12 protein-coding genes and 1 pseudogene are annotated in these 12,548 nt (G+C 70.8%); 4 read left to right on the top strand and 9 right to left on the bottom strand.

Going from position 1 to position 12,548, the window contains the following annotated elements; translation table 11 throughout:
• Positions 1 to 27: 27 nt before the first annotated feature.
• The 3 genes and pseudogenes from NLX83_RS20315 to NLX83_RS42270 all read right to left on the bottom strand — a co-directional run.
• Positions 28 to 1,704, bottom strand: coding sequence for a fumarate hydratase (locus NLX83_RS20315; protein ID WP_374118779.1), 1,677 nt, complete (start codon positions 1,702 to 1,704; stop codon positions 28 to 30).
• 89 nt (positions 1,705 to 1,793) lie between these two features.
• Positions 1,794 to 2,300 carry a hypothetical protein gene (locus tag NLX83_RS20310; protein ID WP_254236655.1) on the bottom strand — a complete coding sequence of 169 codons (507 nt, stop codon included), beginning with the start codon at positions 2,298 to 2,300 and terminating at the stop codon, positions 1,794 to 1,796.
• Between the two features lie 70 nt (positions 2,301 to 2,370).
• Positions 2,371 to 2,550 (bottom strand): annotated as a pseudogene (locus tag NLX83_RS42270) (Gfo/Idh/MocA family oxidoreductase); the annotation flags it as partial.
• A gap of 162 nt (positions 2,551 to 2,712) precedes the next feature.
• Between NLX83_RS42270 and NLX83_RS20300 the strand changes: the two are divergent.
• Positions 2,713 to 3,429, top strand: coding sequence for a tyrosine-protein phosphatase (locus NLX83_RS20300; RefSeq protein ID WP_254236653.1), 717 nt, complete (start codon positions 2,713 to 2,715; stop codon positions 3,427 to 3,429).
• Between the two features lie 490 nt (positions 3,430 to 3,919).
• Here the strand turns inward: NLX83_RS20300 and NLX83_RS20295 are convergent, their stop codons facing one another.
• On the bottom strand, positions 3,920 to 4,894 hold the full coding sequence (locus NLX83_RS20295) for a sigma-70 family RNA polymerase sigma factor (RefSeq protein ID WP_254236652.1): 975 nt from the start codon (positions 4,892 to 4,894) through the stop codon (positions 3,920 to 3,922).
• 275 nt (positions 4,895 to 5,169) lie between these two features.
• Complete coding sequence (dtd, locus tag NLX83_RS20290) at positions 5,170 to 5,595, bottom strand: D-aminoacyl-tRNA deacylase (protein ID WP_254236651.1); 426 nt, start codon at positions 5,593 to 5,595, stop codon at positions 5,170 to 5,172.
• Between the two features lie 84 nt (positions 5,596 to 5,679).
• Between dtd and NLX83_RS20285 the strand changes: the two genes are divergently transcribed.
• Entirely contained in the window at positions 5,680 to 6,744 is a 1,065-nt protein-coding gene (locus tag NLX83_RS20285) for a C45 family autoproteolytic acyltransferase/hydolase (protein ID WP_254236650.1), read from the top strand.
• Between the two features lie 115 nt (positions 6,745 to 6,859).
• Here NLX83_RS20285 and NLX83_RS20280 read toward each other — a convergent pair whose 3' ends face one another.
• Both NLX83_RS20280 and NLX83_RS20275 read right to left on the bottom strand, forming a co-directional pair.
• Entirely contained in the window at positions 6,860 to 8,143 is a 1,284-nt protein-coding gene (locus tag NLX83_RS20280; protein ID WP_254236649.1) for an NAD(P)/FAD-dependent oxidoreductase, read from the bottom strand.
• Between the two features lie 102 nt (positions 8,144 to 8,245).
• A complete protein-coding gene (locus NLX83_RS20275) occupies positions 8,246 to 9,781 on the bottom strand; it encodes a PucR family transcriptional regulator (protein ID WP_254236648.1) in 1,536 nt (511 codons plus the stop codon).
• Between the two features lie 62 nt (positions 9,782 to 9,843).
• On the opposite strand from NLX83_RS20275, the gene NLX83_RS20270 reads away from it, so the two are divergent.
• Positions 9,844 to 10,164, top strand: a complete 321-nt coding sequence (locus NLX83_RS20270; RefSeq protein WP_254236647.1) for a DUF3099 domain-containing protein — start codon at positions 9,844 to 9,846, stop codon at positions 10,162 to 10,164.
• A gap of 153 nt (positions 10,165 to 10,317) precedes the next feature.
• On the opposite strand, the gene NLX83_RS20265 is transcribed toward NLX83_RS20270, so the two are convergent.
• On the bottom strand, positions 10,318 to 11,205 hold the full coding sequence (locus tag NLX83_RS20265) for a carbohydrate kinase family protein (protein ID WP_254236646.1): 888 nt from the start codon (positions 11,203 to 11,205) through the stop codon (positions 10,318 to 10,320).
• Positions 11,202 to 12,122 carry a pseudouridine-5'-phosphate glycosidase gene (locus tag NLX83_RS20260; protein WP_254236645.1) on the bottom strand — a complete coding sequence of 307 codons (921 nt, stop codon included), beginning with the start codon at positions 12,120 to 12,122 and terminating at the stop codon, positions 11,202 to 11,204. Before NLX83_RS20260 ends, NLX83_RS20265 begins: the two co-directional genes overlap by 4 nt.
• 62 nt (positions 12,123 to 12,184) lie before the next feature.
• Between NLX83_RS20260 and NLX83_RS20255 the strand changes: the two genes are divergently transcribed.
• Positions 12,185 to 12,451: a DUF3039 domain-containing protein gene (locus NLX83_RS20255; RefSeq protein WP_254236644.1), complete on the top strand. Its 267-nt coding sequence runs from the start codon at positions 12,185 to 12,187 to the stop codon at positions 12,449 to 12,451.
• Positions 12,452 to 12,548 lie beyond the last annotated feature (97 nt).

Raw genomic sequence — 12,548 nt, 5'->3', positions numbered from 1 at the left:
TCTCGCTCAACCCGCCTCCTCAAAGTCCTATTTTCGAAAGGAGATCTGCAGCGTCGGCTGCGAGGTGCCCGCGAAGAAGTCCTCGCCCTTGTCGTCGACGACGATGAACGCGGGGAAGTCCTCCACCTCGATCTTCCAGACGGCTTCCATGCCGAGCTCCGGGTACTCCAGGACCTCGACCTTGCGGATGCAGTCCTGGGCCAGCCGCGCGGCCGGACCGCCGATGGAGCCCAGGTAGAAGCCACCGTGCGACCGGCATGCGTCGGTGACCTGCTGGGATCGGTTGCCCTTGGCCAGCATCACCAGCGAGCCGCCCGCGGCCTGGAACTGCTCGACGTAGGAGTCCATCCGCCCGGCGGTGGTGGGCCCGAACGAACCGGACGCGTAGCCCTCCGGCGTCTTGGCCGGACCGGCGTAGTAAACGGGGTGATCACGCAGGTACTGCGGCATTTCCTCGCCCGCGTCGAGGCGTTCCTTGATTTTCGCGTGCGCGATGTCGCGCGCAACGACCAGCGGCCCGGTGAGCGAAAGGCGGGTTTTCACCGGCAACGCGGACAGGGTCGCGCGGATCTCGCTCATCGGCCGCGTGAGGTCGATGCGCACGACCTCGTCGGAAAGCTGCTCGCCCGCCACCTCGGGCAGGAACCGCGCGGGGTCGCGCTCCAGCTGCTCCAAGAAGACGCCGTCCGGGGTGATCTTGGCTTTTGCCTGACGGTCGGCGGAGCAGGACACCGCGACACCCACCGGGCAGGACGCGCCGTGCCTCGGCAGCCGGATCACCCGCACGTCGTGGCAGAAGTACTTGCCGCCGAACTGCGCGCCGATGCCGAACTGCCTGGTCATCTCCAGGACCTGCTGTTCGAGGTCGACGTCGCGGAAGGCGTGCCCGGTCGCCGAGCCCTCGGTGGGCAGCGTGTCCAGGTAGCGCGCGGACGCCAGCTTGGCGACCTTCAGGTTGTACTCGGCCGAGGTTCCGCCGACGACGATCGCCAGGTGGTACGGCGGACACGCGGCCGTGCCCAGGCCGCGCAGCTTCTCGTCGAGGAACTTGGCCAGCCGTGAGGGGTTCAGCAGCGCCTTCGTCTCCTGGTAGAGGAAGGTCTTGTTGGCGCTGCCGCCGCCCTTGGCCATGAACAGGAACTCGTAGTACGGGTCGGTTCCGGGCTTGCTGAACAGCTCGATCTGCGCGGGCAGGTTCGTCCCGGTGTTGCGTTCGTCCCAGAAGGTCACCGGGGCCAGCTGCGAGTACCGCAGGTTGAGCTCCTGGTAGGCGTCGAAGATGCCCTTGGACAGGGCCTTCTCGTCCGCGCCACCGGTGAGCACGCTCTCGGTGCGCTTGCCCATCACGATCGCGGTGCCGGTGTCCTGGCACATCGGCAGCACCCCGCCCGCGGAGATGCAGGCGTTGCGCAGCAGGTCCATCGCGACGAAGCGGTCGTTGCCGCTGGCTTCGGGGTCGTCCACGATCGCGCGCAGCTGGGCCAGGTGGGTCGGCCGCAGCAGGTGCTGGATGTCCTTGATCGCCTCGCGGGCGAGCAGGGTCAGCGCCTCGGGCGCGATCTCCAGGAACCGCCTGCCCGCAGCCTCGACGACACGGACGCCCTCGCTGGTCAGCAGGCGGTACTCCGTGTTGTCCGGCCCCAGTGGCAGCAGGTCGGTGTACTGGAACTCGGTCGTGGTGGTGGCGGTCACGGTGGCGCTCACGTGGGCGTGCTCCCTTGCGCGCTTCGGGTACGCGAGGGACGTTACCTCTACGGGCCGACAGCCCCGTCGTGACCGGGGTGTGATCCTTCTCAGCCTCGCGGTGCCATCCCGCTGACCTGGTAGATCCGGTCGATGACCCGCATGTTGGCCACGGCGTCGGCCCCGCCGGTGACCGAAGCGGCGCCCCCGCGCACGGTTTCGGCGAAGGCGGCGAGCTGGCGGTCGAAGGTCGTCGGCAGCCGGTCCACCGGCTCCGGATCGGCGCCGTTGAGCCTGATCAGCGCACCTGCGTGGGGCATCGTCGGGTTGGTGACGCGCAGCCGCCCGCGCTCGCCGACGACGGTCAGGGTGATCTCCGGTCCCGCCGCCATCGAGCACCGGACTTCGGTCGTTCCACTCGGCAGGGTGAGTGTTGCCGCCATGGCAAGATCCACGCCGGGCACCTCCTGAACCGCCTCAGCCCGCACCACATCCGGCTCGGTACCGGTCAGCGTGCGGATCAGGTGTCGGATGTCGGTGCGGTCGGGGATCGGCACGTTCGACACGGCCTCGATGGTGTGGATCGTGCCGAGCCCCGCGACGAGGTCGATCAGCACACGGGTCCCCGGCCGCGGCCACCATCGCTTCAACTTGGTCCGTGTTGGCGGCGAAAGGCTTCTCCACCAACACGTTCCGGCCTGCGCGCAGTGCGGCGATGGACCACTCGGCGTGCGCGGAGGGCGGCCGTGCGATGTACACCGGGTCGAGCGAACCGTCCTCGACCAATGCCGCGTAGTCCTTGTGCGCCTTGGCAATTCCGTGCTTTCGCGCATAGTCCTGCGCACGCGTGTGGTCGCGGGCGGCGATTGCGGCGACCTCGAAACCGTTCGCGCTCGCTTCGCCGGGCGAAGTGCGGGGGAGCTGGCGGGCCGGTCGCTGCTGTCATGGATCAGCACGGGGAGCGCCCGCGCCGGGCGCGCGTCCCTGCGAAGCTGATCGTCCGCGCCTCCAGCGGGAAAGGGTGAGTGGATGACTGAGCTGGCGAACGCCAGGGACGTGGGTGGTCTGCCGACTGCGGACGGACGCACCACGCGAGCGGGCGTGCTCTACCGCTCCGACGCGCCGCACGAGGGCGACAGGGGCCCGGACCTGCCGAGCTGGCCACCGGCTCTGGTGATCGATCTCAGGGCTACCGCGGAGCATTCCGGCGCCGCGCACCCCCTTGCCGGACCGGACACCGTCGTCCGCCGCATCCCGCTGCTCGAAGCGGTCGTCGCGGAGCTGAACGAGCCCTCGACCCCGGCCGCGCCCGCGGACAAGGACCTCGCGGCGGTCTACGTCGGCATGCTCAAGGCGTCGTCGGCCGAGTTCGTCGAGGTGCTGCGGCTGGTGGCGGTGGCAGACGGTCCGGCGCTCGTGCACTGCGCCGCCGGCAAGGACCGCACCGGCGTGGCCGTCGCGCTCGCCCTGTCTGCGGTCGGCGTGACCCGCGAGGCGATCGTCGCGGACTACGTGCGCACGCAGGCCAACATGGAGCGCGTCATCGCGCGGATGACCGGCGGCGTGCTGCTGCCCGAGGGCGTGGACTTCGAGCCCATCAGGCATCTCTTCGAGGCCCCGGCCCGCGCCATGGAGGCGGTCCTCGACCGCTTGGACGCACATCCCGACGGCGCCCGCGGCTGGCTGGACGAGCACGGCCTGAGCCCCATCACCATCACCCGCCTGACCACCCGCCTCCTCGGCTGAGGTGCCGAGCAGGACCACCAAGAGCACGAAACCGACCGAACGCCGGTCATCACCGAACCGCGACCAGGCTGGTTCGAGAGGAGTTCGCACCGTAGGGGGCTCGGGGGAGTCGCTCCCCGAAGTCATCACGACCGACGCGGGTGAGCGCTTTTTGCGAGCACGCGTCGCCGAGTCGGAAGGCCGGACCCGCCCCCGACGGGTCCGACCTCCCGGGGTGTGCGAACGCCCGAACCGCAGCGCGTTCGTCCGCTGAGCTTGCCGTCGGGGCAATCGTTGACTTTGCCGTGATTCACATCACACGTCAACGCTGCCGTTGGGGTGGAGTTGGTGCGTCTTCAAGTACCTCCGACCCCCACCAATACCGTCGCCAACCGCCACCAACCTCGGCGTGCGGGCCGGGTTGGGGGCGGTTGGCGGTCGCGGGGACCGGGGTTGGGGGTACTTGAAGACTGCCCTACCCGGTCGGCGATGAGGTGGCGGAAGAGAGGGGCTAGCTGGCGTACGCGCGCAGCTTCTCGGCGCGCTCGCCCTGGCGCAGCTTCGACATGACCTCGCGCTCGATCTGCCGGACCCGCTCCCGGGACAGGCCGAACAGCCTGCCGATCTGGTCCAGGGTCTTGGGCTGACCGTCGTCGAGGCCGTAGCGCAACCGGATCACGTGCTGCTCGCGATCGTCCAAAGTGGACAGAACGCGGCGCAGGTCGGCCTGCAGCAGCGTGGAGATGACCGCGCTCTCCGCGTCGGTGGCCTCGGAGTCCTCGATGAAGTCGCCGAGCGGGGCGTCCTCCTCGGTGCCCACCGGCATGTCCAGGCTCACCGGGTCGCGCGCGTGGTCGAGCAGGTCGGAGATCTTGCCCTCCGGCAGGCCGGACTCGGCGGCCAGCTCCTCGTGCGTGGCCTCCCGGCCGAGCTGCTGGTGCAGGTCGCGCTTGATCCTGGCGAGCTTGTTCACCTGCTCCACCAGGTGGACCGGGAGCCGGATGGTGCGGCCCTGGTCCGCCATGCCCCTGGTGATCGCCTGGCGGATCCACCACGTGGCGTAGGTGGAGAACTTGAAACCCTTGGTGTAGTCGAACTTCTCCACCGCGCGGATCAGCCCGAGGTTGCCCTCCTGGATGAGGTCCAGCAGCGGCATGCCGCGGCCGGTGTAGCGCTTGGCCAGCGAGACCACCAGGCGGAGGTTGGCCTCCAGCAGGTGGTTCTTGGCGCGGTGGCCGTCCCGGACGAGCGCCTTGAGGTCCGCCTTGCGCTGCGGCGCAAGGGACTTCGCGGTCTCCAGCAGGTTCTGGGCGAAGACGCCCGCCTCGATCCGCTTGGCCAGCTCGACCTCGTCGGCGGCGGTGAGCAGCGCGGTCTTGCCGATACCGTTGAGGTAGACCCGGACCAGGTCGGCTGCCGGTCCCTGCGCGTCGAGGTCGATCTCGGCGGGCGCGTTCAGTTCGGTTACGGTCTGCGGGACGGTCATCGGGCTTCCTCCCCGGTCGGTGGCTGCTGGCGTGAAACGCCGTTGTGCACTGCGCGGCGTGACGCAGCGCCTGCGCTCCCTTGCGCGGCGAGCCTCGGCAGGTCGGGTCCCCCCTGGGGTATCCGCGCTGTCTCGGCTGGACACTTTCAGAACGAGCACGAACTCGTTTTCGTTCCCGTGTCTCACAATTAGCAAGACGTCACATGGAGTCACGCGGTTGCCCAGCCGACCCTGAGGATTGTCTGAGAGAACGTCGCGCCTTTCTCAGGACGCGCTCAGACCTCGACCGTGACGGTGAACGGGCCGTCATTCACGCTCTCCACGGCCATGGCGGCGCGGAAACGCCCGGTCGCCACGCGCGCGCCGCGGCTGAGAAGATCCTCAGTTACGGCCTGTACCAAGGGTTCCGCGTGTTCCGGACGCGCGGCCGCGGTCCACGAAGGACGGCGGCCTTTGCGCGTGTCGCCGTAGAGCGTGAACTGACTCACCACCAGCAGTGGCGCCCCGGTGGTCGCGCACGACTGCTCGTCACGCAGAATCCTCAGCTCGAACAGCTTGCGCGCCATGGTCGCCGCCTGTCGCGCACCGTCGGTGTGCGTGACTCCCAGTAGCACCAGCAGTCCCGGCTCGTCGATCGCGCCGACCACCTCATCGCCTACCGTCACGCGTGCCCGAGTGACCCGGGTCACCACAGCTCTCATTCCGCCGATCTTTTCATGGTTACAACGGAGCCCTCCGCGACGACAGGGGAGACGGGGCTCAACCGACACGAGGGGGCAACACGCATGACGGTGCGGATCGACCACCACGAGCTGGGCGGCATGCCGTGGGTGGTGGTGCGAGGCGAACGGCATGCGGCCTTCAGGGCGCTGGGCGCGGAGTTCGCGGATCGGGTGCGGGCGCTCGTGCTCGGCATGGCCGAACTGGCCGGGATGCGCCGCTACGAGGCGACCAGGGCGGGGGCCCAGGAGCTGAGCGAGCTCATCCGGCTGACCGAGCGCGGAACGCCACGGGAGTACGCGGAGCTGACCGAGCTGGCCAAGGGCGCGGACATACCGCTGCGCACCCTCTTATTGGCCAACCTGCGCGGTGATGTGCCCAACGAGGTCATCACCGCGGGGTGCTCGGACGTGCTGTGGCGGGGGCGGCGTTCGGTGCTCGCCCACAACGAGGACGGCGCCGCGGGCCAGGAGGAGCAGTTGGTGCTGCTCACCCTGCTCCTGGAGGACGAGCCCGCCGTCACCGCCCTGTGGTACCCGGGTTTCCTGCCAGGCAACGCGTTCGTGGTGACCGGTCTCGGCATGGTGCTGGGGCTCGACCACATCCCGCTGGTGCGGCCGAAGCCCGGGATCGGCAGGCACTTCGTCGCCCGCGCCCTGCACGGCGTGCGCGGGGTCGAGGACGTGGTGCGCTTCCTGGGCCGGAACCCGAGCGCGGGTGGTTTCGCCTACAACGTGGGCGATCTGGAGACCGGGCGGCTGCTCCAGGTGGAGAGCGGCAGCGGCGACATCGCGATGCACGAGCCGGACGCCACCAAACCGTGGGCCTGGCACACCAACCACCTGAGGTACCTGACCGAGCAGCCGGACCGGGCCAGCGCGTCGAGCGTGGCCAGGGCTCAGGCACTCACCCGACTTCCGCTGCCGAAGACCGATCCCGACGCGGAGTGGTTCCTCGACGTCCTCACCCGGCCGACGCCGCGCGGGGTCTACCGCGACCCGGTGCCCGGCGACCAGTCGGCCACCCTGTGCTCCTTCGTCGCCGACCTGAGCACCCGCGAGGTCACGATCGCTCTGCGCGGCGGAACTCCGGTCACCGTCTCCGTCGACCGCCTGCTCACCGGCCCCTGACCCGGGTGCGAAAAACGTCACCCCGGGGGAAGGCAGCGCCCCCGGGGTGACGAGACGGAAGAGGTGACCGGCGAACCCGCCGGTCACCTCGCTCCGTTCGGTCTGACCCCTGCCGTCAGGCCGAACGACGCACGAGGTTGCGAAGGCCACCTCGGTGCGGGTCGAAGGGGTGCAGCGCGGCCGGGGCCTTGCCGGTCACCATCTGCTCGGCGAGCAGCTGACCGGTCAGCGGGCCCAGGGTCACGCCCCACATGCCGTGCCCACCCGCGACGTACACGCCGGGCACCTTGGTCTCACCGATCAGCGGCAGGCCGTCCGGGGTGACCGGGCGCGGGCCGACCCAGGTCTCCGCGCGCTCGGTCCAGTCGACGCCGGTGAGCAGCTTGCGCGCGGAGTTGACGATCGAGGTCACCCGGCGCGGGTCCAGCGGGGCGTCGGCGTGGCGGAACTCCATGGTCCCGGCCACCCGCAGCCGCCCCTGGTACGGCGTGCACGCCACGCGCACGGCCGGGAAGTACACCGGGCACGGCACGTCCTCGGCCACCGGCACGCTGAAGGAGTAGCCGCGGCCCGCGCGCACCGGCATCTTCACGCCGAGCGGCCTGGCCAGCTCGTCCAGCCAGGAACCGGTGGCCAGCACCACGGTGTCGGCGTGCACGGGGTCACCGGCGAACGCCTCCACGGTGACGCCCTTCGGGCCGTGGCGCAGGGTGCGGGCGGTGAAGCCGGTGCGGATCTCAGCCCCGCGCTCGCGCACCGCGTCGGCCAGCGCCTGGGTGAAGGCGCCCGGGTCGATGTAGCGCTGGCCGTCCAGCCGCAGCGCCAGCTCCACGTTGCCGCTGACCTGCGGCACCGCCTTGCGCACCTCGGCGCCGGAGAGCTCGGTGAACTTGATCTCCTGGCCCGCCTGGTTGATCAGCTCCAGCTCGTGCCGGAGGTCGGCGGCCTGCTCGGCGCGCTCGAAGGCGGCCATGATCGGGGCGTCGATCGTCTTGGCGGAGACACCGTTGCTGGTGAGCAGGTCGAAGGCGTCCAGCGCGCCCGCGTTGACCGGCAGGTAGTGCCGCATCGCCTTGCGCCACTGGGGCATCGTGCAGTGCGCGGCGAAGCGGGTGAGGAACGCCCACAGCTTCGGGTCCGGCTTGGTCGGCACGTACAGCGGCGCGTCCGGGTCCATCAGCGAGCGGAAGCCGTAGCGGAGCACGCTCGGCTCCGGCAGCGGGATCGCCAGGCCGGGGGAGATCCAGCCCGCGTTGCCCCACGACGCGCCCGCGCCGATCTCGGCCCGCTCGACCACGGTCACCTCGACGCCGTGCTCCTGGAGGAACCAGGCGACGGAGAGGCCGACGATGCCCCCGCCGACGACGACGGCGGTGCGCGGCTGTCCAGCTGCGGTCACGGTGGCCTCCCTCACGTGTTGTCCGATGTGAGGAACTATGAGCTGGGAAAACACCGAAGGCACTGGCAGTTCCGGACAAATATCGCGGACCGGTTTGTTCGCTCAGAACAACGTCGTCGCGGTCAGCGCGATGGCCAGCGCGAGCCGCTGCTCGGGGTCGTCCAGCCGCACCGGGGTCAGCTGTTCGATCTTGCGGAGCCGGTAGCGCAGGGTGTTCGGGTGCACGGCGAGGCGCTGCGCCGCCGCCCGCACATCACCCTGGGCGGCCAGCCACGCGCGCAGCGTCTCCGCGTAGGCGGTGCCGTTCTCCTCGTCCTGCCGCAGCAGTTCCGCGACCGGGCCGCGCGACGGCAGGCGCCCCGACTCCGCCACCGCGGCCAAGCGCAGCAACAGCACCTGCGACCACGCCTCGTCGTAGGAGACCGTGGTGCCTGCCGATGGCAGAACCGCTGACACCGCAAGGCATTCATCGGCTTCGTGACGACTCGAAGGCAGCTCCGCGGTCGTTGCCGCACCGCCGATGCCCGCGTGCAGCACGACCTCGGACGGCAGCTCCGTGGACAGCGCGCGCACCCAATCCCGCGCCGTATCGGTGTTCTCGCCACAGGGCAGCACGGTGTAGAGAACGTTGCCCAGCAACGCACTCCGGCCAGGACGGGACCAGCCGAACCCGGCCGTGGCGCGCTCGAACGCCAGCAAGGCGGCCCCGTGCTCGGCGTCCCCGGCGTCGGCGCGCAGCGCGATCACCCGCAGCCCGGTCGTGGGCAGGCCGAGGCGGGCGAGCACCGCGGGGGCGTCGGCATCGCCCTCCACCAGGCGCAGCACCAGATCGCTCTCCCCGCGCCGCTCCAGGTCGGAGCTGGCCCGCGCCCGCAGCAGGTGCAGCGCCGCGGTCCGGGCGCCGTCCACCAACCCCGCCAAGCGCTGCGGCGAGATCGGCGGCTCCGCCTCCACCCACACCGACCCCAGCAGCTCGCGCCCGGCGCGGATCGCCACGACCAGCCGGGCGCCGAGGCTGGGGATCAGCGACGGCACCACAAGCGGCTCATCGGAGACCGAGAGGTGCTTGAACACACCCCGTTCCTCCAGGGCTTTGAGGACGTCGGGCGGAACCCTGCGGCCGAGGATCGTCTGCACCCGCGCCGCGTCAACCGCTTCCTGGCGGCCGGAGTACGCCAGCACGCGCGACTGCTGGTCCTCGATCGTCACCGGCCCGCCGACCACCGCCGCGATCGCGTCGGCCACCGCGAACAGGTCGCCGGGATGTTCACGGCTCGCCGAGGTCCCGCCGAGCACGAGGGTGTGCACGACGCCCGCGAGGTGGCTCCACGGCACCTCGGGGTCCACCAGCAGTACCGCGACCCCGGCCTTGCGCGCGGCGGCGGAGATCCGCTCGTCCAGCGGCTGGCGGCCGTGCAGCACGAGCACCGCGGCGTTGGTCGTGCCGATCAGCCGCACCGCCGCCGCGACGGTTTTCGTACCCAAACCGAGCAGCACGTCACTGGGCGCGGTGGGGTACTCCTCGGTGGGGTCGTGCAGCGCGACCCCGCGCAGGTCGACGTCCCGGCCCCGGGGCGCCGCGCACAACACCGCTCCGACTCCGCCGAGCACGTCGACGAGGCGATCCAAGGCGACCATCACGACCCCTCGTTGTGTTCACCGCACTCCGACGGTGGAAGTATGGGGTGTGGAGGTGGGACGTGAACGGTTCCCAACGGGACGACACCCCGGTCCTGATCACCGAGGCCGCTCCGTCGTACGAAGATCAGTTCGCCGCGCGCAAGCGCAGGTACCTGCTGATGATGTCCATGCGCATCCCGTGCCTGATCCTGGCCGGGGTGTTCTACCAGACGTGGTGGCTGGCGCTCGCCTTCGTGGCGATCTCCGTGCCGCTGCCGTGGATGGCCGTGCTCATCGCCAACGACCGCCCGCCGCGCAAGGCCGAGGAGGCCAACCGCTACCAGGCGCCGTCGACGACCCGACGCATCGAGTCCCGCGAGCACCCCGTCATCGACGGCTGACCTCGCTCCCAGCGTCGGTTGGGGCGTCTTCAAGTCCCCCCGACCCCCCTTGCGAAGGTCTTTAACCGCACCCAACCCCGCTGAGGTTGGGGGCGGTTTAAGACCTCTGGGGAGGGGGCGGGGCGTACTTGAAGACACCCCGACCACCGCGCGTCAGGGGCGGAGCGGTTGGGCGCCGATGTGCTGCACGGCGGTGGCTCCCGCGCGGACGCCGGAGAGCAGGAACTCCTCGGGTGGGAGTCCGGAGAGCCAGCCGTTGAGCAGGCCCGCGTCGAAGGCGTCTCCGGCCCCGGTGGAGTCCACGCACTCCACGCGCGGCGACTCCACCGAGACGACCCGCTCCGCGTCCACCCACGACGCCCCGCCGCCCCCGGCGGTCACCGCGACCGCGCCGACGACGCCGAGCAGCTCGCGCGCCGCCTCCGGCTCCTTCGAACCGGTGAGCGCCACGAGCTCTTCTGTGTTGGGCAGCAACAGGTCCACCCCGCGGATGTCGTCCACAAAGGACTCAACACCGCCCGCGACGATCAGCGCGGCCGCCTGGGGGTCGACCGACGTGGTCTTCCCCGCCTCGCGGGCGACGCGCAGCGCGGCCAGGCCCGCCGCCCGCGACGACGGGTCGAGCAGCACGTAGCCGGACAGGTGCAGGTGATCCACTTCGGCGAGCAGCGCGGGGTCGAGGTCGTCGGGCGACAGCCGCGCGTTGGCGCCGCGGTCGGGCAGCATCGTCCGCTGGCCCTCGTCGTCGACGAGCACCACGACGCAGCACGTGTTCGCCACCGGGTCCAGGGTGAACGCGCAGCGCACGCCCACCGCGTTCAGCTCGGCTGTCACCTGCCGCCCGGCCGCGTCCGCGCCGACCCGGCCGACGAGCACCACCTCGGCCCCGCAGTGCGCGAGCCACGCGGACGTGTTCGCCCCGGCGCCGCCCGGCTGCAGAGTGACCGTGGCCCGCACGTCACCGCCGTGCACCACTGGCCCGTGGTGCCGGGCGACCACGTCGAGCCCGGCGTCGCCGACGACGAGCACCCGCGGTCTCATGCCCGGTCCGCCAGCGCGACGGCGACCTCCGAGGCGACGCGCACGTTGGACTTCACGAGTTCGGTGTTGGCGGTGAGGCTGACGCCCTCGCTCGCGGTGTGGAAGTACTCCAGCAGCGCGGGCGTGACGTCCTTGCCGCGGATGTCCTCGCGCTCCAGCTTCGCCAGGCCGCCCGCGAGCAGGCGGTCGTGCAGGTTGCGGTCCATCTCGTGCTCGACCGGGATCGGGTTCACCAGCAGCACGCCCGCGCGGCCGGGCACGTGCGCGCGGTGGGTGTCGATCGCGGCGGCGGCGTCCTTGGCGCTGTCCACCCGCCACGGCACGTCCAGCCCGGAATCGCGCAGGTAGAAGGCGGGGAACCGGTCCGTTCCGTAACCGAGCACCGGAACCGAGCTGGTCTCCAGCAGCTCCAGGGTGGCCGGGATGTCCAAGATCGACTTCACGCCGGAGCACACCACCGCCACCGGTGTCTCCGCCAGCACCGCGAGGTCCGCGGAGACGTCCCAGGAGTCCCGTGCGCCCCGGTGCACGCCGCCGAGGCCGCCCGTGCCGAACATGCCGATGCCCGCGGCGTGTGCGATCGCCGCGGTGCTCGCGACCGTGGTCGCACCGGCCACACCCAGCGCGAACGCCGGGCCCAGGTCCCGCCGGGACAGCTTGACCAGGTTGTTCACCGGGTCGCACACGCGTTGCAGCTCCGCGTCGGTCAGCCCGACGACGGCCGAGCCGTCCAGGACCGCGATCGTGGCCGGGACCGCGCCCTGCTCGCGCACGATGCGCTCCAGCTCCCGCCCCACCGCCAGGTTGGACGGGGCGGGCAGGCCGTGCGACAGCAGCGTGCTCTCCAGTGCGACCACCGCTCGCCCCTCGGAGAGGGCGTTCGCCACCTCGTCGCCCAGTCGCAGCCTGTCAGCCACCCGATCCTCCTCGCTTCGCGCATCCGAACTTGCTGTCCGGTTGGCATCATCCGTGAGGCATCATGGTGTACGTGAGCTTGACGCAGACGCTGCCGGACACCGGAACGCGCCCCGAGAGCACCGACCAGTCGGGTGACGACGACCCGAAGATGTTCCACTACGTGCGGAAATCCAAGATCGCCGAGAGCGCGGTCATGGGCACGCACGTGGTGGCGCTGTGCGGAGAGGTGTTCCCTGTCACGCGCTCCCCGAAGCCCGGCGCCCCCGTGTGCCCGGAGTGCAAGAAGGTCTACGAGTCGCTCCGCCCCGGCGGCGACGACAACGACTGACCGGCCCACTCCGGCCCGGCTTTCCCCGTTTCGTACTCATAACGGGATTTGGGAGCGCTCTCTTTCCCGGCAAGAGTACGAAACGGGGTAGTGGCGT

Source organism: Allokutzneria sp. A3M-2-11 16, from assembly GCF_024213555.1.
GTDB lineage: Bacteria > Actinomycetota > Actinomycetes > Mycobacteriales > Pseudonocardiaceae > Allokutzneria.
Note: the sequence above shows the minus strand (reverse complement) of the source record. Positions and strands in the feature narration are given on the sequence as shown.